This is a genomic window from Achromobacter spanius (genome assembly GCF_002966795.1).
Classification (GTDB): Bacteria; Pseudomonadota; Gammaproteobacteria; order Burkholderiales; family Burkholderiaceae_B; genus Achromobacter; species Achromobacter spanius_D.
The window spans coordinates 1,242,412-1,262,805 of the sequence record NZ_CP023270.1; the positions used below are offsets into that span (position 1 = coordinate 1,242,412).

18 protein-coding genes and 1 tRNA gene are annotated in these 20,394 nt (G+C 65.3%); 8 read left to right on the forward strand and 11 right to left on the reverse strand.

Annotation, left to right across the window (positions count from 1 at the left end):
* The first annotated feature begins 62 nt into the window (after positions 1 to 62).
* From CLM73_RS05565 to CLM73_RS05595, 8 genes are all read left to right on the forward strand, one after another.
* The gene (locus CLM73_RS05565) at positions 63 to 1,460 is read left to right on the forward strand and encodes a VOC family protein (RefSeq protein ID WP_105237648.1); all 1,398 of its coding nucleotides are present in this window, start codon (positions 63 to 65) and stop codon (positions 1,458 to 1,460) included.
* Positions 1,461 to 1,573: 113 nt separating this feature from the next.
* Positions 1,574 to 1,658 (forward strand) — tRNA-Leu (locus CLM73_RS05570).
* Positions 1,659 to 2,032: 374 nt separating this feature from the next.
* The gene (locus tag CLM73_RS05575) at positions 2,033 to 3,529 is read left to right on the forward strand and encodes a hypothetical protein (RefSeq protein WP_158685827.1); all 1,497 of its coding nucleotides are present in this window, start codon (positions 2,033 to 2,035) and stop codon (positions 3,527 to 3,529) included.
* 40 nt (positions 3,530 to 3,569) lie between these two features.
* Positions 3,570 to 3,974, forward strand: coding sequence for a hypothetical protein (locus tag CLM73_RS28835; RefSeq protein ID WP_158685828.1), 405 nt, complete (start codon positions 3,570 to 3,572; stop codon positions 3,972 to 3,974).
* On the forward strand, positions 3,964 to 4,608 hold the full coding sequence (locus tag CLM73_RS05580) for a penicillin-binding protein activator LpoB (RefSeq protein ID WP_158685829.1): 645 nt from the start codon (positions 3,964 to 3,966) through the stop codon (positions 4,606 to 4,608). Before CLM73_RS28835 ends, CLM73_RS05580 begins: the two co-directional genes overlap by 11 nt.
* A gap of 12 nt (positions 4,609 to 4,620) precedes the next feature.
* The gene (locus tag CLM73_RS05585; RefSeq protein ID WP_105237651.1) at positions 4,621 to 6,108 is read left to right on the forward strand and encodes a DUF6844 domain-containing protein; all 1,488 of its coding nucleotides are present in this window, start codon (positions 4,621 to 4,623) and stop codon (positions 6,106 to 6,108) included.
* 31 nt (positions 6,109 to 6,139) lie between these two features.
* On the forward strand, positions 6,140 to 7,399 hold the full coding sequence (locus CLM73_RS05590; RefSeq protein WP_105237652.1) for a hypothetical protein: 1,260 nt from the start codon (positions 6,140 to 6,142) through the stop codon (positions 7,397 to 7,399).
* A 448-nt stretch (positions 7,400 to 7,847) separates the two neighbouring features.
* Complete coding sequence (locus tag CLM73_RS05595; RefSeq protein WP_105237653.1) at positions 7,848 to 8,516, forward strand: YrbL family protein; 669 nt, start codon at positions 7,848 to 7,850, stop codon at positions 8,514 to 8,516.
* Positions 8,517 to 8,526: 10 nt separating this feature from the next.
* Here CLM73_RS05595 and CLM73_RS05600 read toward each other — a convergent pair whose 3' ends face one another.
* The 11 genes from CLM73_RS05600 to CLM73_RS05650 all read right to left on the reverse strand — a co-directional run bounded on the left by CLM73_RS05600 (position 8,527) and on the right by CLM73_RS05650 (position 20,364).
* A complete protein-coding gene (locus CLM73_RS05600) occupies positions 8,527 to 9,156 on the reverse strand; it encodes a helix-turn-helix domain-containing protein (protein ID WP_105237654.1) in 630 nt (209 codons plus the stop codon).
* 86 nt (positions 9,157 to 9,242) lie between these two features.
* Positions 9,243 to 10,169, reverse strand: coding sequence for an N-carbamoyl-D-amino-acid hydrolase (locus CLM73_RS05605; RefSeq protein WP_105237655.1), 927 nt, complete (start codon positions 10,167 to 10,169; stop codon positions 9,243 to 9,245).
* Positions 10,166 to 11,626 (reverse strand): N-acyl-D-amino-acid deacylase family protein, encoded by a 1,461-nt coding sequence (locus CLM73_RS05610; protein ID WP_105237656.1) that lies wholly within the window; start codon positions 11,624 to 11,626, stop codon positions 10,166 to 10,168. Before CLM73_RS05610 ends, CLM73_RS05605 begins: the two co-directional genes overlap by 4 nt.
* 54 nt (positions 11,627 to 11,680) lie before the next feature.
* Positions 11,681 to 12,679, reverse strand: coding sequence for an ABC transporter ATP-binding protein (locus tag CLM73_RS05615; protein WP_105237657.1), 999 nt, complete (start codon positions 12,677 to 12,679; stop codon positions 11,681 to 11,683).
* Between the two features lie 8 nt (positions 12,680 to 12,687).
* The gene (locus CLM73_RS05620; protein WP_105237658.1) at positions 12,688 to 13,695 is read right to left on the reverse strand and encodes an ABC transporter ATP-binding protein; all 1,008 of its coding nucleotides are present in this window, start codon (positions 13,693 to 13,695) and stop codon (positions 12,688 to 12,690) included.
* 8 nt (positions 13,696 to 13,703) lie between these two features.
* The gene (locus CLM73_RS05625) at positions 13,704 to 14,579 is read right to left on the reverse strand and encodes an ABC transporter permease (RefSeq protein WP_056568451.1); all 876 of its coding nucleotides are present in this window, start codon (positions 14,577 to 14,579) and stop codon (positions 13,704 to 13,706) included.
* A 13-nt stretch (positions 14,580 to 14,592) separates the two neighbouring features.
* Positions 14,593 to 15,528, reverse strand: coding sequence for an ABC transporter permease (locus tag CLM73_RS05630; protein WP_105237659.1), 936 nt, complete (start codon positions 15,526 to 15,528; stop codon positions 14,593 to 14,595).
* Positions 15,529 to 15,580: 52 nt separating this feature from the next.
* Positions 15,581 to 17,152 (reverse strand): ABC transporter substrate-binding protein, encoded by a 1,572-nt coding sequence (locus CLM73_RS05635; protein WP_105237660.1) that lies wholly within the window; start codon positions 17,150 to 17,152, stop codon positions 15,581 to 15,583.
* 69 nt (positions 17,153 to 17,221) lie between these two features.
* Positions 17,222 to 18,667, reverse strand: coding sequence for a M81 family metallopeptidase (locus CLM73_RS05640; RefSeq protein WP_105237661.1), 1,446 nt, complete (start codon positions 18,665 to 18,667; stop codon positions 17,222 to 17,224).
* Between the two features lie 118 nt (positions 18,668 to 18,785).
* Positions 18,786 to 19,184, reverse strand: coding sequence for a RidA family protein (locus CLM73_RS05645; RefSeq protein ID WP_056568441.1), 399 nt, complete (start codon positions 19,182 to 19,184; stop codon positions 18,786 to 18,788).
* 43 nt (positions 19,185 to 19,227) lie between these two features.
* Positions 19,228 to 20,364, reverse strand: a complete 1,137-nt coding sequence (locus tag CLM73_RS05650; protein ID WP_105237662.1) for an NAD(P)/FAD-dependent oxidoreductase — start codon at positions 20,362 to 20,364, stop codon at positions 19,228 to 19,230.
* Positions 20,365 to 20,394: the final 30 nt, after the last annotated feature.

Genomic DNA, 20,394 nt, shown 5'->3' on the forward strand with positions numbered 1-20,394 from the left:
TCGGCGCCGGGCGGCGTGATGTGATGCGGGCCATCCTTTTCCTCCGATGTACCGAGCCCGTCATGAGTCAGAACTTCGTCAATCCCGATCAGATCCGCGCCTGGTTTTCGCGCGCCATGTCCGACATGTACAAGCAGGAAGTCCCGCTGTACGACACGCTGCTGGACCTGGTGGCGCAGGTGAACGCCCGGACGATGGCCGAGCAGCCGGAACTGGCCGCACAACTGGCGCGCACGGGCGAGATCGAGCGCCTGGACATCGAACGCCACGGCGCCATCCGCGTCGGCACGCCGGAAGAACTGGCCAACATGCGCCGCGTGTTCGCCGTGATGGGCATGCTGCCCGTCGGCTACTACGACCTGTCGCCCGCCGGCGTGCCGGTGCATTCGACGGCCTTTCGCGCCACGCACGAAGCAGCGCTGCAGGCCAGCCCGTTCCGCGTCTTCACCTCGTTGCTGCGCCTGGAGCTGATCGACGACGTGGCCCTGCGCGAGAAGGCCGCCCGCATCCTGGCCGCGCGTCAGATCTTCACGGACCGCGCCCTGGCGCTGACCGCCAGCTGTGAGGCGCAAGGTGGCCTGAACGAGGCCGACGCCCGGGAATTCGTGGCCGAGGCGCTGCACACGTTCCGCTGGCACAGCGAGTCCACGGTCAGCCTGGACGACTACCGCGAACTGCATGGCCAGCATCGCCTGATCGCCGACGTGGTGGCCTTCAAGGGCCCGCACATCAACCACCTGACACCGCGCACGCTGGACATCGACGAAGCGCAGGCCGAGATGCCGCGCCGCGGCGTGTCCGCCAAGGCCGTGATCGAAGGCCCGCCGCCGCGCAAGTGCCCGATCCTGCTGCGCCAGACCAGCTTCAAGGCGCTGGAGGAACCCGTGCGCTTTGCGGGCGCTGACGGCGCCAGCGCGGTGGGCAGCCACACCGCCCGCTTCGGCGAGATCGAGCAGCGCGGCGTGGCGCTGACCCGCAAGGGCCGCGCGCTGTACGACCAGTTGCTGGACCTGGCCCGCAGCCGTATCAGCGGTGCGCCCAACGAGGGCAACGCGGCGGCCTACATGCAGAATCTGCAGGATTGCTTTGCGGCCTTTCCGGACGACTACGCGGCGCTGCATGACCAGGGCCTGGCTTACTTCCGCTATTTCCTGACCGGCAAGCCGGGCACGCCGGACGCCTGCGAGCTGCCCGCCTTGATAGAGCAGGGTTATATCCAGTTCGAACCGCTGGTGTACGAAGACTTCCTGCCGGTCAGCGCGGCCGGTATCTTCCAGTCGAACCTGGGCGACAAGGCGCAGGCCGAATACGCGCAGAACGCCAGCCAGGCGGCGTTTGAAGCGGCGCTGGGCGCGCCGGTGATGGACGAGCTGGCGCTGTACGACGCCACGCAGGCGCGTTCGCTCGCGGCGTGTTTGCAGGCGCTCGGCGTCGATGCTGGGGCGGCGGTGGCGGCCTGATCGGCCTGGATTGCCGCCCTTGCACGGATAAAGCGGGGCAGCTTTCCCGCATTCAAAAATACGTGATAGAATGCTCGACTTTCCAGCAAGGTTCGCCTTGTTGGGGTGGTCAAGCCGACGTGGTGAAATTGGTAGACACGCTATCTTGAGGGGGTAGTGGCGAAAGCTGTGCGAGTTCGAGTCTCGCCGTCGGCACCAAGAAATTCCTCGCAATGAACCCGCATCTCTCTACAGAGGGTGCGGGTTTTTTGTCGTCCACGACTGCCGATCCCCCCACCACCGCCAGTGCCCCGCCACTGAGTCTCCCCTTTGATTGCCAACGTTTGATCGCCAACGTTTGATCGCCAACGTTTGACCGCGATCGGGGGAGGCATTTTCCTTTCCGTAAATTCCTTGCGCTGTTCGATGCATGGCGTGACAACGCTTGCGTGCGATAAGGCGAGTCGCCCGCAATCCAAACAAGTTGTCACAGAAAGGAAACGAGAACCTTTCAAATGTGCTCAAAAATAACCATGTGTTACCATCCCGGTCGATCTATGTAACCAAGTATATAAAGTCACTACAAGGAGAGCATGATGCGGGGCATGGGTTGGGTTGGAAAAGGGATGCTCTGTGCGAGCGTCGCGGTATTGGCAGGCTGTGCAGGTACACGGACCGTAAGTGATAAGGATGCCGCCAGCCATCTGGTCGCGTCCGACTATCAGGCTTATGCCGCACAGTACCTGGATGCAAAAGGCCAACCGATCTATGACCCGACGAGCCTGCTGGACGCCCTGGAGGCCGGCAAGGCTTTCAACGACGCCGGCATGTGGGCGCTGAGTCGCGATGCCTTCAACGCCGCCGCCGCGCAGCTCAACTGGAAGGAAGACACCGTTGAGACGCCGGCCGAAGTCGCCAACCTGGTTGGGACAACGCTGACCAGCAGTGCATTTGGCGCCTATCAGGGCAAGATCTATCAGGGCTCCCTGGTCGATTATTACCAGGCCATCAATCATCTGATGCTGGGTGACGAGAGCAATGCGCGGGTGGACTTCAATCGCCTGCAGGTCCGTCAAGGTAACGCACAGACCCAACTGAAGGCTTATGCCGATACCGTCAATGCATCCGTGAAATCCGGACTGGCGGACGAAAAGAGCGAGGGCGCCAAGAAGAGCCTGGGCGAAGTCGGACCCAAGATTGCGGATGGCGTTAAAGATCTGCCCGCCGGATTGGTCTCATCCAAGATCCGCCTGTCGGCCGGTGACGCCATGAGCGCCGTTTTCCGTGCGACGTCGTCGTCGGCGGGTGACAAGCGCTCGAACCTGTCCCGGGACATGTTGAAGAGCGCCAACGCCGCCAGCGCCACGCGCGGCGGCAACGCGGTCCTTGCCTATCTGAGCCGCGAGCTGCGGCAGGGCAAGGGTTTGTTGAAGAACAAGGTCATCGTGCTTTACGAGGACGGTGTCGGTCCCGGCTTCAAGGAGTTTCGCATCGACTTGCCCTTGTTCATCGTCAGCGACAAGGTCACCTACAGTGGCATCGCATTGCCCCAGTTTGTCCGGGGCCAGGCCGCCTACGGCAGCCTGAAGGTGGGCGTAGGCAAGGCGCAACAGGAAACTGCTGTCCTGACCGACCTGAACGAAGTGGCGGGATTGGAGTTCGATGCGGGCTACAAGGGTGTCGTGGCCAAGGCTGTGATTTCCACTGTTCTGAAGACCACGGCCCAGGCCGCCTTGAACAACCAGATCGACAAGCAAAAGATGGATCCGCTGGTGGGTGGGCTGCTGAAGCTGGGAACCGGGGCTGTGCAGTACGCCCTGACGAAAGCCGATGTCCGCGCCTGGGCGAATCTGCCCGACACGCTGCAAATGGTGGTGGTCGATCGTCCGAAAGATGGCGTGCTGACATTGACCGGTGCTGCGCAGGGTGCACCCGTTGCACAGATCCCGCTGCAGGAAGACGTCAACACGCTGGTGCTGGTGAAAGCGTCCGGCACGGCGGGCAAGCCGGCGGTCTACGTGCAGCCGCTCCCGGCACAGGGCCCTGTTACCCAAGCCGCCGCGCCGGTGCAAGTTGCTGGCGGTCTCTGACATGACGCCGTTCTGCCGAAGTTTGGCCGCCGTCCTGGTAATGGGACTTGCAAGCGCGGCGCACGCGGAGACACGGGTTCCCCTGGCGGCGCCACGCGTCGTCACCTGCGACATGACCCTGGCGCCCGAATCCGCCCTCCAGGTCGAGGACGAAGCCAGCCGCGAGGGCGCGGCAGTGGAAGGCGCCGCGCTGATCGATCTGCGCAACGGCATGAAAGCGGTGCAGTTCTCTGTCCGCAATGCGCGCGATCCCAAGCCCTTCGGCGTCATCCTGCGCGTCCGCTACGAGGTCCAGTGGTTTGACGACTGCGGGCGTCGCGTCGTCAATGGCTCCCGCGTCATTGACGGTCTGGCATTGGACCCTCGGCGTCAGGAAATCATCCAGTCCACGGCCATGGATCCCCTGGCTACGCGCGCCACCGTGCGCATATACGTTGAAAACTAAGCATCAATCATCCATGAAAAAAGCATCTCTCATCGCCCTCGTGGCGCTGTCCCTGGCGGGCTGCCAGAACATGGCAGTGGTTTCCAGCAACCCGAATGGCGATCTCAGCCGCACCGGTCAGGCGGGAATGGTGTCGTTCGGCCTTCAGAACACCGATTTTGAATACGCGTCCAAAAAGGCGGTCCAGGAGTTCCTGGAGTCGCCTTACGCCAAGAAGCCGGGCGGCGGACGCTGGGTGGTGCAGATGGGCGAAGTGGTCAACGACACGACGTTCCGCATCGACACGGCCAGCATGACCTCGCGCATGAAGATTGCCCTGACGAAGACCGGCCAATTCATCTTCACCGGCGCGACCGGCGCCGAACGCACAGATTTCGTAAAGGATTCGCGTCAACTCAGCAAATCCAAGATGTTCAACCAGAAGACGGTTGCACGTAACGGCACCGTCGTGGCGTCCGACCTGGAAATGGGTGGAGCGATCCGTCAGCGCACGGTTGTCGACGGTGCGCAGAAGCAGCAGCAGTTGGAGTATGAATTCGACTTCCGCGTGGTTGAGCGTGATACCGGTCTGGAAATCTTCCAATCCCTGATTCCCATCGAGAAGCTGGGACCGAATCAGAATTTTGCTTGGTAAGAGGCACGCGACATGTCCAAATTCACTCCGATCGTTCTCGCCTTGTCCCTGCTCACGGCAGCCGGGGCGCCGATGCAGGCCGCGATGGCGCAAGCCGCCGCGCAGTCCGCCGCACAACCCGCCGCACAACCCGCCGCGGCCGCACAGACCGTAACTCCCGTGCCTGGCCAGGCGCCGGAGGCGGTACTCGAAAAGGCCACGGGCGCCGACGCCATGGGCGACGAGCCGGTTCAAAGCTATGAAGACTGGGTTGCCGAATTCGAAGAGCAGTTCGGCCAGGGCATGGGCCAAGCCCAGGACGGACGAGTTTTCTATGCCGGCTTTGCGCCGCTGTCGGCCGACAGTGCGGCCAATCCGCACTACGGCACGCAGTTGGCCCTGGCCTACGAGCGCGCGATGTTCGACATGCAGGCCGATTACATCCTGTCGACCTATGGCCGCCTGACGACTCAGATGATCCTGACGCGCTTTGAGGACCAGTCCAGCAACAAGGACGTCTTCGACCCGGTGGAGCTTGAGGCTGCGGTAAAAGCGGGCGGCGGCCGATTGGAAGCCTTGGTGGACAAGGCGCTGACGCTGCTGGACAAGAAGCTCGATAACGCGTTGGTCGAGGAAGGCGTCCCGGCGGAAGACGTGAAGAAGATGACCGTGGAACAGAAAAAAACCCTGTTCAAGGACAATCTGAGCAAGAGCGTAACGAAGTCGGCTTACCAGAACATGCAGGGTCTGGTGCCGGTGCAGACCCGCATCTTCTCGCAGACGGAGAATGGCAAGAAGGCCATGATAGTTGCGGTCATCGCGGTCCAGTCCGAGAAGACCCGGCAATTTGCGCAGGACATCGCGCGCAAGCGTCCGACGCTGGTGAAAGGGAGCCCCAAGGCGCTCAAGGATCTCCTGCCCGCCAATCAAAAGGGGTATCTGAACGAGATCGGCCTGCGATTCACCTACGACGAGGCCGGGCGGCCCATGTTGCTTTCCTATGGCCGTGCGTCCGTGCCGATGGACCCGAGCTGGAGTGCGTCGCGCGCGATCCGGGCCAAGAAGTCGGCTCAGGATATTGCCCAATCCGTGGCCGAGTCGAACATTGTCGCGTTCATGAACAACAACATTCGGATTTCCGAAAGTACGGAAACGGGTGACGTCAACGAAGACCTGGCCCGCCAGGTTACCGAAATCCAGAACGGCAAGGTTGGCCAGAGCCAGCAGACCAAGGAGCATGTTGCCGAAACCCTGCAGAAGTGGTCGAGTAACGGCACCGCGACGGCAAGCGGAGAGTTGCGCGGCACCAGCGTCCTCAAGCGTTGGGCCACCCAGGACGACAACGGCGTCGAACATGTAGGCACCGTGGTGGCTTGGACGTACGGGCAACTGGATAACGCCAACGCCATTGACGCGCAGAGGCGGGGCCAAAGCAACGGCGCGCAGCAGAACGGCGCAACGTCTACGGCCACCGACCAGAACCGCTCGTCCAAGGCCATCAACAGCAAGCATGACTTCTAACGGCGTTTGATCGCCTCTACAGGATCACCGCATGAAAGCCGTTTTCTCATACCTGCTGGTTTCGTTGGCCATGTGCCTGGGGCTGATGCCCACAGCCAGCGCGCAAGTCACGCAAGCTTCCGTGACTGCCGATGGCCAGGGCATGAGCCGCGAGGAGGCCATCCAGGCTGCCCTGGTCAGCGCGGCGGGGCAGGCGTTTGGCGTACGCCTGTCGGCGCAGTTTGCAACGCAGTCGATGTCCGCCGACACGTCCGTGGACAACGAAAATCACTCCACCGTGCTCAGTGCCTTGAACAAGAACATTCAGCAGACGCTCAACACGCCGCAGAATGCTCCGATACTTGGCTATGACGTCAACAACGTAGCTGAATTTCCCGGCCGCGGCTGGGAAGCCAGCGTGACGCTGCGCTATGCGAAGTATCAGCGCCTTGGCGCCGACAGCGATCGCCGCAGTGCCGTCGTCGTCAGCAACAGCAAGCAGTTTCGCTCTCAGTTGATCCAGACCGTGGGCGAATCGCTGGTGGGTACGCGTCGTTTCGATGTGCTGAATCGGGAAAACGACAGGCTCTTTCAGGATGAGAAGGAATTCATCCTGGGCGACGCGGCGGCCAATCCCGAAGTGGCCCGCCTGTCGCAGGCCAGCGGCGCCGATTATCTTGTGGTCGCGCAGCTGCAGAGTCTTGGCGTCAGCAATAATCGGCGTGAAACCATTGCCATGACTGGCGAGGTTCTGGTGAACAGCGCTGCAAGCGGCGCGTTGCAGTTGCAGGTGATCGAATTCTCATCGCGCAAGATCAAATGGTCGGGGTCGGAGAAGTTCAGCGGCAACTATCCCGGCGCCACGAGTGTAGGCGCCGATACCCTGAACAAGTTGATTGGCGGCGCTGCCGATAAGCTTGTTGCGCGCATGGTTGACGCGATCTATCCAATGCAGGTGATCAAGGTCATGGGCGATACCGCCATCATCAATCGGGGCGAAGGCGGTATCGCAGCCGGCGACACTTACGCGGTCTTTCTCGTGGGCGAAGAACTGCGTGATCCGCAGAGTGGGGAATCCTTGGGCTCCATGGAAACCGAAGTGGGGCTGGGGCGGGTGACGGACGTCAAACCGAAGTTCTCTTTCCTGAAAATGGCGTCTGGCACCTTGAGCGAAGGCGGCAGCTACATCGTACGCAAGACCGACAAGAAGGCCCATGCGCCGGCGGCCGGCAAGGCAGCTCCCAAGCGGGCTCCGGCTGCTGCTGCGAAACCCCAGGCTCCGGATCGCGCGAACGTGTTTCTCAATAATTGAGCCGGATGGCAGTATCACTGCAGACGCTGCACATCGGCTTCTCGATGGAGCCGGTGGTGCTTGTGCTCTGATTCGCCAGCCGTGGTCGGACCCCGGATAAACCCGGGGTTGTGCATCCGGATCGCCATGGAAAACACATTTCCATATTAGGAATAAGCGCCCCGTGCGCTGCGGCGACCAGGAACCGCGCACTTTCCTTATGATCTCCGCACGGCCGGCCGGCCCTCCGCGCGCTTGTGCCGCAGCAGATGCGCGCATACCATATGGCCACCCGCGCGCGCCATCTGTAACCGTTCATCCAGTCGAAGGGTTCGTCGCTCTATCTCCATACGTTATATACGGGACGATGCAGCAGTCGTCTCATGAGATCTCCATGCCAAATGCGTCCATCAGGCGCGATATTGCCAAAGTGGCCTCACTATCAAATGGTCTGAACGTCCTGCCCCGCATGACGTTTTCTGCCGCGAATGCGGCCAGCCCTTTCGAGGTCCTGGACCTGAAACCCCTCTCAATCGCCGCGGCGGGCAGCGAGCGCGACGTGTATCTGCACCCGGCCGACAGCTCGCTGCTGATCAAGATCGTCAATGGCGTGCGCCGCAGCCAGGCCGACCGTAAACGCCCCTGGTACAAACGTTTCCGGCGTGACGCCTCGCATCGTGTGTTCATCATGGAAGCCGTCGAATACATCGCCACCACGGCCCAGCAGGGCGCGCGTGGGGGCAATGTGCTGATGGCGCGCATCTTTGGCTTGGTGTTGACCTCGAAGGGCTTGGGCCAGGTGGTGGAACGCATCGTCGACGTGCACGGCAACCTGGCGCCGACGCTGAAGGAAGTGGTGGCACGGCAGGGGTTTTCGCCGGAACTGCGCTATCGCCTGCACGAATTCATCATGGCGCTGATCGACGCGCACGTGGTGTTCAACGACGTCAGCGCCAGCAACATCGTCGTGGGCATCAATGCCGAAGGGCGCGAAGGCCTTTATCTGGTCGACGGATACGGCTCCAAGCAGCTCATTCCCGTGTATTCCTGGAGCAAGGCGCTGAACGGCCGGCGCATTCTGCGCAGATACGACACGATGGCCAGGAAGCTCCTGGCCGCGAGCGAGCGCCGGCACTAGGCGTTAGCGCTCAGCCCTTCAACCGCTCCGGCACATCCTCCATATCGCTGCACACCGCCAGCACCTCTGCCGGCTTTCTGCTCAATGACAGATACACGTGGCCGACGCTGCTGTCGAAGTACGCCGATTCCAGCCGGTTCAGCACGACGCTGTCGCCGTTTTCGAACTGGATTCGCACCTTTCCCGACAAAACCACGACGAACTCCTGCCCCGGATGGCGGATGTAGTCTTCAAACTCCACGACCTTGCGCGAATCGATCATGGCGACCATCGGCAGCATCTTCTTGCCGGGGTATTCGCCCATCAGCAGGCGGTAGTGGTAGTTCTCGGTGATGTAGTCGCGGGCGTCGCTGAGCCGGTTCTTGACGAAGGTGGGGGCGACCGCGGCCTGTGCGGCGTCGCGCAGCATGAACAGGCGCGTCATGTCGATGTCGAGCGCGCGGGCCAGGGCGGCGAATTTTTCGTAGCTGAGGGCGATCTGGCCGAGTTCGGCCTTCGATAAGGTCGATACCGCGATGCCGCTGGCCTTGGACAGCGCCTGCAAGGTCATCTTCCTGGCCTTGCGCTCGGCGCGCAGGCGGGCGCCCATTTCTTCCTTGCCCACGATTTCGGGCGGGGATGTGTTGCCGGTTGGGGCCATGTAGCGGTCTGGCTTTGAGGGTTGAGGGCTGGGGCAGGGCCCGCAAGCCCCGCCGCGTGTAGCCGGATTGTAAGGGGTTGGCCGGGTCAGGCGGGGGGCTGGGCGCCGGTGCGTTCGACGATCATCCTGTAGTGCTCGGGCCGGCGGTGGGCGGCGAAGTTGAAGATGTTGGCGCGGTAGTGATCCGACACCGACAGGTCGCAGACGAAATTGATGACCTCGTCGTCCTCGGAAAAGGTGCGCACCATGATTTCTCCGGTGGGCGCGACGATGCACGATCCGCCGATCATGGGGTTGCCTTCCTCGACGCCGGCCTTGGCCGCGGCGGCCACCCAGCAGGCGTTCTGGTAGGCGCCGGCCTGCAGCGACAGCAGGTGGTGGTGCATGCGCAGGTGGATCGGCTCGTTCCATTGCACGTAGCCGGACGGGGTGTTGTAGCCCGCCATGACGACCTCCACACCCTGCAGGCCCATGACGCGAAACGTTTCGGGCCAGCGCCGGTCGTTGCAGATGCACATGCCGATGGCGGCGTCCGGGGTCTGCCATACCGGAAATCCCAGGTCGCCGACGGCGAAGTACTTTTTTTCCAGGTGCTGCAGGGGCGCGCCGTCGACGGCTTGCGCGTCGCCGGGGATGTGGATCTTGCGGTACTTGCCCACGATTTGCCCGTCGCGCCCGACCAGGATACTGGTGTTGTATTGCACGCCGTCCGCCAGCTCGGCGTAGCCCAGATAGAAGCCGATGCCCTTGTCGCGGGCGGCGTCGAATAGCGGGCGGGTCAATGGCCCCGGCATCTCGGCTTCAAAAAACGCCTGCACCTCGGCGGGATCGTCGATGGACCAGCGCGGAAAGAACGTGGTCAGCGCCAGTTCCGGAAACGTGACCCAGGCCGCGCCGCGGCTGTGGGCGTCTTCCAGCAGGTCGATGAGCCGGCGCACGACCTGAACCCGGGTGTCGCTGCGCTGGACAGGGCCAAGCTGCGCGACGGCAAGGTGAAGCTTGCGGGCGGTCATGTGGCGCTCCGGGCGAGGACGCGGCCGGCGTGCTGGCCGGTGAAGGCCTGGTCCTGCCAGACGGGCGCGCCGTTGACATAGACCGAGTGGATGCCGGCCGCGCGTTCGGTGGGGCGTTCGAAGGTGGCGGCGTCGGCCACGGTTGCCGGGTCGAAGACCACGAGGTCGGCGAAGTAGCCGGGCTGCACCTGTCCGCGTTCGGCCAGGCCGAACTTGGCGGCGGTCAGGCCGGTCATCTTCCACACGGCGGTTTCCAGCGGGAAGAGGCCCAGGTCGCGGGAGTAGTGGCCCAGCACGCGCGGGAACGTGCCCCACAGGCGGGGATGCGGGCGTTCGTCGTGGGGCAGGCCGTCCGAGCCGATCATGGTGGGGCCGAACTTCAGGATGCGCTGTACGTCGGGCTCGTCCATCATGAAATAGATGGCGCCGGCCGGTTGCAGCTCGGGCACCACGTCGAATTTGGACTTGCCGCGTTCGGCGGCGATCTCGTCCAGGTCGCGGCCGCTGAGTTCGGGAAAGGGCTTGCACCAGGTGATGATGGTCCGGCCGGCCAGCAGCACGCGGTCCTGCTTGAGCATGGTGGAGCCGGCGACGTAGGGGTAAGCGTCCAGCGAGACGTCCTGCTTTGCCATCGCGGCCTCGATCAGCGGCAGGGTCTCGGCGGAGCGGCCGAAGTTGGGCTGGCCCATGACCTTGTGATGCGAGATCACGACCGGCACGTCCAGTTCGCGGCCGATGCGAAAGGTCTCTTCCAGGGCCGCGACGATGTGTTCGCCCTCGTCGCGCATGTGGGTGGCGTAGATGCCGCCGTGCGTGTTGAGCGGGCGGCAGACCTCGATGATTTCCTCGGTGGTGGCCTGGGCGGCCGGCGGATAGAACGTGCCGGTGGAGATGCCGATGGCGCCGCTGGCCAGCGCATCGTCGGCCAGCGTCTGCATGGCCTGCACTTCATCGTTCGTGGCAGCGCGCTGCAGGTCGGACATGACGGCGGCGCGCAGCGTTGAGTGGCCGACCATGCAGGCGGCGTTGACGGCGGCGGGCGTGGCGCGCAGCGCGTCCAGGTAATCGGAGAACCGTTCGAAGCGGTACGAGCCGCCTTCGTCCAGCAGGTCCAGCGGCGCGGGCGGGCTGGCGTGGGCGTGAGCCAGCGGCGCCAGGCTGATGCCGCAGTTGCCCGTGACGACGGTGGTGACGCCCTGCGAGATCTTGGGCGTCATGTCGCGGCGCTTGAGCAGGTAATTGTCGTCGTGCGTGTGCGAGTCGATGAAGCCGGGCGCCACCACCTTGCCCGTCACGTCGATTCGGCATTGCGCGGCGCTGCCGGACAGGTCGCCCACGGCGGCGATGCGGTCGCCGCGCACGCCCACGTCGGCGCGCTGGCCGGGGGCGTTGGTGCCGTCGATGACGGTGCCGCCAGCAAGGATGTAGTCAAACGGGGTGGCGTCGGGCTGGGACATGCGGTTCTCCGGCTGAATGGGATCAGGCAATGTGAAGATCAGGCAATGCGAGGATCAGGCAAAGTGGCAGGCGACCTGCTGTTCGGCGGCGATCTGGCGGGGTTGGGGCGCTTCTTCGGCGCAGCGCGGCTGCGCCATCGGACAACGGGTACGGAACGCGCATCCCGACGGGGGCGACAGCGGGCTGGGGATTTCGCCCTTCAGGACCTCGACGGGATTGCGCTCTCCCTGGCGCGCGGACGGCACGGCGGCCAGCAGTGCGCGGGTGTAGGGGTGGGCCGGGCGGTCGAAGATCGCGTCGCGCGTGCCGATCTCGACGATCTTGCCCAGGTACATCACGGCCACGCGGTGGCTGATGTGTCGCACGACGCTCAGGTCGTGCGAGATGAACACGTAGGTCAGGCCCAGGTCGCGCTGCAGGTCCATCAGCAGGTTGATGACCTGCGCCTGCACCGACACGTCCAGCGCCGACACCGGCTCATCGCAGACGATGAGGCCCGGATCCAGCGCCAGGGCGCGCGCAATCACGATGCGCTGGCGCTGGCCGCCCGAGAACTCGTGCGGATACTTGTCGGCGGCATCGGGCCGCAGGCTGACGCGGGCCAGCAACTGCGCCACGCGCTCGCGGATGGCCTCGCGGCCATGGCCGAAATTGCGCAGCGGCTCGCCGATGATGTCGCGCACGCGCATGCGCGGGTTCATCGACGAAAACGGATCCTGAAAGATGAACTGCATGCGGCGGCGCATGGCGCGCAACTGGCCGCTGTTCATCTTGGCGAGGTCCTCGCCTTCGAGCAGGATGCGGCCCTCGGTGGGGTCGGTCAGGCGGATCAGGCACTTGCCGGTGGTGGACTTGCCGCAGCCGGACTCGCCGACGAGGCTGAGCGTCTGTCCGCGCGGCACCGACAGCGAGATGCCGTCGACCGCGCGCAGCACCTTGGCGCCGCGCCCGCTGTCCACGGGAAAGTGTTTTTTCAGGCCGATGACTTCCAGCATGGGCACCGCGGTGGCCGCGGGCGCGGAAGACGTGAGCGGAATGTCGTGCAGGTTCATGGCGGGTCTCAGGCGGTCAGGGCGGCGGGCGCGGGGGCGTCCTGGCGCGCCCAGCACCAGACGCGGTGGCGGGCGCCGGTGTCGGTGGCGGAAGGCGCTTCCTCGGAGCAGCGCGGCATCGCCTGCGGGCAGCGCGCCGCAAAGGCGCAGCCGCGCGACGCGGGCGTCCTGACGGGCACGATGCCGGGCAGCTCGGCCAGCCGGGCCGTGTGGTCCTGACCGTCGACGAAGTCGGGCAGCGAACGGATCAGCGCCTGCGTGTACGGATGCTGCGGGCGGTCCAGCACATCGTCCACGCTGCCTTCCTCGACCTTGCGGCCGGCATACATGACGATGACGCGCTGGCACATCTGCGCGACCACGCCCAGGTCGTGCGTGATCAGCACGATTGCCGTGCCAAGCCGCGCCTGGATGTCGCGCAGAAGGTGCAGGATCTGCGCCTGGATGGTGACGTCCAGCGCCGTGGTGGGCTCGTCGGCGATCAGCACCTTGGGCTGACAGGCCAGCGCCATGGCGATCATGGCGCGCTGGCGCATGCCGCCGGACAGCTGGTAGGGATACTCGCGCACGCGGCGCGCGGGGTCGGAGATCTGCACCAGATCCAGCAGCGCCTCGGCCTGCACCAGCGCCTCGCGGCGCGACAGGCCCTGGTGCAGCATGAGCGATTCGCTGATCTGCTTGCCCACCGTGATGACGGGGTTCAGCGACGTCATGGGCTCCTGGAAGATCATCGAGATCTGGTTGCCGCGGATGGCGCGCATCGATTTCTCGGGCAGCGCCAGCAGGTCGCGGCCGTCGAATTCGATGCTGCCGCCGGCGACGCGCCCGGGGGCGCGCAGCAGCCGCATGATGGACAACGAGGTGACGCTCTTGCCGCAGCCCGACTCGCCGACCAGGCCGAGCGTTTCGCCGGGCAGAAGGTCGAACGAGAGCTTGTCGACGGCCAGCACGGTGGTGTCGTCGCCGTCGAAACAGGTGGTGAGGTCTTGCACGCGCAGGACGGGTTGGGTTTGCATGTGCGCTCCTACAGCTTCTTGGCCAGACGGGGATCGAGCATGTCGCGCAGCCCGTCGCCGACCAGGTTGACGGCCAGAACGGCCACGCCCAGGAAGAGGCCCGGATACAGGATGATGTGGAACGCCACGGCCACGAAGTTGCGGCCTTCGGCCATGATGTTGCCCCAGCTCGGAATGTGCGGCGGGATGCCCACGCCCAGGAAGCTGAGCACCGCTTCGGTCAGGATGGCCGAGGCCGCGATGAACGTGGCCTGCACCATCAGCGGCGCGAAGAGGTTGGGCAGGATGTGGCGCATCAGGATCGACGGCACACGGGTGCCAACCGACACGGCGGCCTCGATGTACGGCTGTTCGCGGATGGTCAGGACCAGCGCGCGCACCAGGCGCACGACGCGCGGCACTTCGGGCACGACGATGGCGATGATGACGGTGCCCAGTCCGCCTTTCAGCGTGGCCATCAGCGCAATGGCCAGCAGCACGCCCGGGATGGCCATCAGGCCATCCATGATGCGCATGATGAGGGCGTCGATGCGGCGAAAGTACCCGGCCATCATGCCCAGCACCACGCCGGCCACGGTGGAGACGACCGCCACCACGATGCCGACCAGGAGGGAAATGCGCGCGCCCCAGACGGTGCGCGAATAGACGTCGCGGCCCAGCGCATCGGTGCCGAACAGATGCTCGGCCGACGGCGGTTTCATGCGCGCCATCGGATTGATTTCCTGCGGATCGACGGTGGCCAGCCACGGCGCGGCCAGCGCGATGGCGGCCAGCGCCAGCAGGATGGCGCCGCCCGCATACAGCATGGGGTGGCGGCGCACGGATCGGAAGGCACGCCGCAGGCGCGGACGCGCGGCGGGAAGCGGCAGGGTGGTCGTGTTCATGCGTTGCCTCTTCTCAGTAGCGGATGCGGGGATCGAAGAGCCGGTAGCTCAGGTCGACCACCAGGTTGATCAGCACGTAGATGCCCGAGGCCACCAGCAGCACGCCCTGGATGACCGGATAGTCGTGGCGCAGCACGGCGTCGATGGTCAGGCGGCCCAGGCCGGGGATCGCAAACACGGTCTCGGTCACGACGACGCCGCCGATCAGGAGCGCCACGCCCACGCCGATCGTGGTGATGATCGGATTGGCGGCATTCTTCAGCGCATGCCAGACGACGGGGCCGGACGACAGGCCCTTGGCGCGCGCGGTGCGAATGTAGTCTTCGGACAAGGCTTCCAGCATGGTGGCGCGCGTCATGCGGGTGAGCAGCGCCATGTAGACCAGGCCCAGCGACAGACAGGGCAGCACCAGGTGGCGCAGGTAAGGCACGAGGCCATCGGCCAACGGCTTGTAGCCTTGCACCGGCAGCCAGCCGAGCTTGATGGAAAAGCCGTACACGAGGCTGTAGCCGATCAGGAACACGGGGACCGAGAACGCACAGACCGCGCCCACCATCACCAGCCTGTCCAGCCACTTGCCGGCGTTCCAGGCGGCCAGCACGCCCAGCGGAATCGCCGCCAGCACGGCAAACAGCATCGTGAAGAGCGCGATCGAGATCGTCGGGCCCATGCGCTGGGCGATGAGCTGCGACACGGGCATCTGCGTGGACATCGAGGTGCCCAGGTCGCCCACGGCGATATGGCTGATCCAGATGACGAACTGCTGCAGGAGCGGCTTGTCCAGCCCCAGGTTCTGCCGGATTTTTTCGACGTCGTCGGCGGTGGCGTTGTCGCCCGCGATCACTGCCGCGGGATCGCCCGGCGACAGGTGTATCAGCAGGAAGACCACGACGGCCACGACGGCCATGACGGGTATGACGGCCGCGATGCGGCGCAGGATGAATTTCACGCTGGATTCCCCCCGGCTTGCGGCCGGGCGCGCGCGGCGCCCGGCGTCTGCCTTACGGTTTCTCGATGTTCCACATCACCGGAATGCCGGACTTGATCAGATCGGTCTGCTTCAAGCCGCGCACCGCGAAGACGGGTTTGAACTCGCCCCACATCACGTACGGCACCGTCTGGTAGGCGCGCGCCTGGATCTGCGCGGCAAGGTCCTTGCGCTTGGCGGCGTCGGTCTCGCGGATCCAGCTGGTGCGCAGGGTGTCCAGTTCCTTGTCGCACGGCCAGCCCGGCAGGCTGTTGCCGCAGGCGGCGGACAGCCAGGGGTTGGTCACCGGCGTGCTGGCGTCGAAGTAGCCGCCCCAGGTCAGGAAGATGTTCCAGCCGCCTTGGGCGGGCGGATCCTTCTTCAGGCGGCGGCCGGCCAGCGAGGCCCAGTCCATCGATTGCAGGTCCACGTTCACGCCAGCCTTCTTCAGGTTCTGGGCCAGCACCATGACGGCGGGGGCGCTCAGGTGATCGGTGGGGTACAGCAGCACCACCTTCTCGCCCTTGTAGCCGGCTTCCTGCAGCAGCTGTTTGGCGCGCGCGGGATCGGTCTTGGCGTAGGGCGCGGCGCCCGCGTCCGTCGCCAGGGGCGAACCGCAGATGTACATCGTGGCGCAGTAGTCCACGCGGTACTTGTCCGGATAGCCCATCGCGGTCAGCATTTCCTTCTGGCTGACCAGGTAATACACCGCCTGGCGCGCGAGCGGGTTGTTGAACGGCGGATGCAGCGAATTCAGGATCACCATGCCTTGCGAGGCAACCGAGGTGCTCAGCGTGATGTCCGGATTGGTTTCCAGCACCGGCAGGAAGTCGGGCGTGACCTGTTCGATCATGTCGACCTCGCCGTTCATCAGGGCGGCCGTCGAGGTGTTGCCGTCGGGGATGTAGATCCACTCCACGCGGTCCACCTTGACGTTCTTGCCGCCCGCCAGGCCGTCCGGCGCTTCGGAGCGCGGCACGTAGGCCGGGTTCTTCACGTAGACGACCTTGTTGCCGGGCACCCATTCATCGCGCTTGAAGAGGAACGGGCCCGAGCCGACCATTTCGGTGACCTGGGTGTTCGGATCGGTGGCGGCCAGCCGCTTGGGCATGATGAAGGGCGGCATGCCCGAGGGCTTGGACAGCGCGTCCAGCACCAGGCCAAAGGGCTCCTTCAGCGTCAGCGTGAACGTGTTCTCGTTGGTGGCGGCGAATTCAGCGCCGGCCGCCATCATGGCCTGGCCGAGCGTGTCCTTCTTTGCCCAGCGCTGGATCGACGCGATGCAGTCCTCGGCCGTCACCGGCGTACCGTCGTTGAACTTCAGGCCGGGACGCAGCGTGAAGGTCCAGGTCTTGCCGTCTTCGGACGTGGTCCAGGTATCCACCATCTGCGGTTTGACCTGGCCCTTGCTGTCCTGGGCGAACAGGGTGTCGAACACCATGTAGCCGTGGTTGCGCGTGATGTAGGCGGTGTTGAAGAGCGGGTCCAGCGTCTTCAGGTCCGCGTGCGGCACCAGCCGCAGCGTCTTGGTCTGGGCGAGCGCGCCGGTCGCGGCGCTCATGGCCAGGAGCGCGGCGGCTCCCAGCAGGCTGAAACGTCTGATCATGGATTTCCCCTTGTTGATTCTGGTCTGCCCGTCATGGGCAGCAATGGTGGTTGGTCCTGGGCCCCGGCCTCAGGCCTTGAACGGCCATTTCGGCAGCTTGCGCTTCACGAACGGCAGCGTGTTGAGGTCATTCGTGATGGCGCCCGGCGTCTCGACGTAGATGACGTGGCGGCCCACCTTCGAGTACGAGGCGTAGAAGTGCTGCGACGACTTCACGATGATGAGTTTCATCGCGGCCAGGTCCACGCCGAACTGCGTGAAGAGGTCCGTGCCCATGGCCTGGGTGCGCAGGGTGGTCATGACGAGGGTGACGCCGCGGGTCCGCACGACGGCCACGTCGCCCAGCAGCGCGGGCGTGCCCGCCAGCCCGGTCATGACGGCGTCGCGCTTGAGCGCCAGGATCTCGCAGTCCAGGTCCAGCGGCTGGCCGGACACCGGCGCCACTTTGCCGCCGATGCGCAGCTTGATCTGCGCGCCTTCACCGGCCTCAAAGCACAGCTGCACGGCAACCGGATCCCAGAACGGGCCGGTGGCCACGTCGGTGATGCCGCGCGCCAGCACGCGTTCCAGGATGAAGGTGGAGTCGCTGGGCGCGCCGCCGCCGGCGTTGTCCGCCGAGTCGGCCAGCACGACGGGGAATTCCTTGTGCGCCAGCGCCTGGTCCAGCGCTTCGTCCGCGCCGGGGTAGGGCGGCGCAAGCTGGTCGCGGAAGCCGATGATCTCCTCGCCCAGCGTGCGCGCCAGCGCCTCGGCCTGCGCGGCGTCGCCGTCGGTATAGACCAGCACCTTCGATCCCATGTCCGGCGTGTCGCCCCACGGAAAGCCGTGCGCGATGGACACGGACAGCACGCCTTCCTTGCCTTCCATCGCGAGCAGGCGGTCCACGAAGCTGCGCATCGGCTCGCGGCTGGTGTGCATGATGGAAATCATCTCGCAGTCGTAGACCGCGCGCGTGGGGTTGATGCGGCCTTCGGCGCGCGCCACGCACAGGTCGACCAGATCGAACGCGCGTTCCAGGATGTCGGTGTGCGGGTATTCCTTGAAACAGACCAGGAAGTCGGCGCTCTCGACCATCGCATCGGTCAGGTGGCAGTGCGGGTCCAGTTCGGCGCCGATCACGGTGCCGGGGCCGACGATCTCCCGCGCGCGGCGCAGCAGGTCGCCTTCACAGTCGTCGTAGCCGTCGGCGACCATGGCGCCGTGCAGGCCGAAGAGCGCGATGTCGACCTTGCCCGCGCGGCGCAGGTCGTCCAGCAGCTCGTCGCGCAGCGTCTCGTAGGCGTGGCGGGTGGTGACGCCAGCCGGCGTTGCGCCCGCCGTCAGCCCTTCGATAAGCGTCCAGTCCTTGCCGGCGGCGCGCTGGCGCGCGGCCCACAGCGGGCCCGAGAACATCTGCATGCGGTCCGGATGCTGGCCGGCGGGGTAGTAGCCGCGCGCCCGGTAGGAGGCCAGGCCGGTCGGGATGGGAGAAAAGGTGTTCGTTTCGGTCGCCAGGGACCCGGAAAAGATTTTCATGAATGACGCTCCGCGCAAAAGTGGGGGCTTGAGGGCGCGGGCATCGGGGCGCGCGCTTGGGGGTGTCGCCCCGCCAGGCGTGGGCCTGGCGGTGTCATGCAATCGAACGAACACGGGCTCAGGCGGCCGCGGGGCCCTTGGCCTGGGCGTCGCCCAGCCATGCCTGCACTTCGATCTCGACGTCCACGTCCAAGGCCAGCTTGGCCTCGACGGTGGAGCGCGAGGGGAAATCGGACGGGAAATGGCTGCGGTAGGCCTCGTTGAACTGCGCGAACAACGCCAGATCGGTCAGCCACACGGTTACGCGCACCACGTCCTTGAGGCTGGCGCCGGCCATGGCCAGCGTTTCCTTGATGCGCTCGATGGCGGCGTGGGTCTGGGCGGTGATGTCGCCGCGCACGACCTGGCCGTCGGCGTCCAGCGGGATCTGGCCGGACAGGAACAGGAAGCCGCCCGCCTGGGTGGCGCGCGAGAAGGGCATGGGCAGGGGGCTGGGGTAACGGGTGATGGCGGTCATGTCGGGGTCTCGGTGATCGGGGCGTCGGTTGTCGAAAGCCGGATTAGCGCAGGCGCTCGGGCCGCACGGCGTCGGCATCGACGCCGTGCGCGTGCAGGTGATCGGGAAGGGGCTGGCGCGTCAGCAGCGCGGCCGCCAGTTCGGACGTGGCTGCTGCGGTCTGAATGCCGTAGCCGCCTTGCGCCGCCAGCCAGAAGAAGGCGGGCGCGGCCGCGTCCCAGCCCACCACAAAATCGCCGTCGCGCACGAACGAGCGCAGACCCGCCCAGGTGTGCTTCGGACGCCGGATGGTCAGCGTCGTGGCGGTTTCGATGCGGTAGATGCCGGTGGCGACGTCCAGCTCTTCGGGCACGACATCGTGCGCGTCAACCGGGTCGGCATTCGCGGGCGAGCCCAGAAGCTGTCCGGCGTCCGGCTTGAAGTAATAGCTTTCGTCCACGCCGACCACGGCGGGCCAGTGCGAGAAATCCACGTCTTGCGGACCGCTGAAGGTGAAGGCGGTGCGGCGGCAGGGTTGCAGGCCGACGGGGGCGGCCCCGCACAGGGCGGCCGTGTGATCGGCCCACGCGCCCGCGGCGTTGACCACGGCGCGCGCGCGAATCTGGCGGCCATCGGCCAGCGTCAGCGTCCAGACGTCGTTTTCAAACGCGGCGCGGACCAGTTCGGCGTTGTTGTGCAGCACCGCGCCCTGGCGGCTCATGCCGCGCAGAAAGCCCTGGTGCAACGCGTGGACGTCGATGTCGCGCGCGTCCGGTTCCTCGATCGCGCCGCAGAGCTGGTCTTCGCGCAGGCAGGACACGCGGGCCGCCGCTTGCGCGGCGTCGATCAGCGTGACGTTGGGCGACTGCCGGTGGAAGTCTTCGAACACTTCCTGCAGCAGGTCCTTCTGATCGGGCGTCGCGATGTACAGCACGCCGCGCGGACTGAGCAGCGGATGCTCGCAAAAGCCTTCCGGCGGATGCTCGTAGAACGCGCGGCTGGCGCGGGTGAGCGCCTTGATCTGCGTGGTGCCGTAGGTCTCCATGAACATGGCCGCGGAGCGGCCGGTGGAGTGATAACCGGGTTGGGATTCGCGCTCCAGCACTGCCACGGACGCCGAGGCGCTCAGGCGGTAGGCCACGGAGGCGCCGGCGATCCCGGCGCCGACCACGGCAAAGTCGTATAGGGTTTCAGCAGTCATTTTGTCGGAAGCGAGAATTCTCTTATTTGA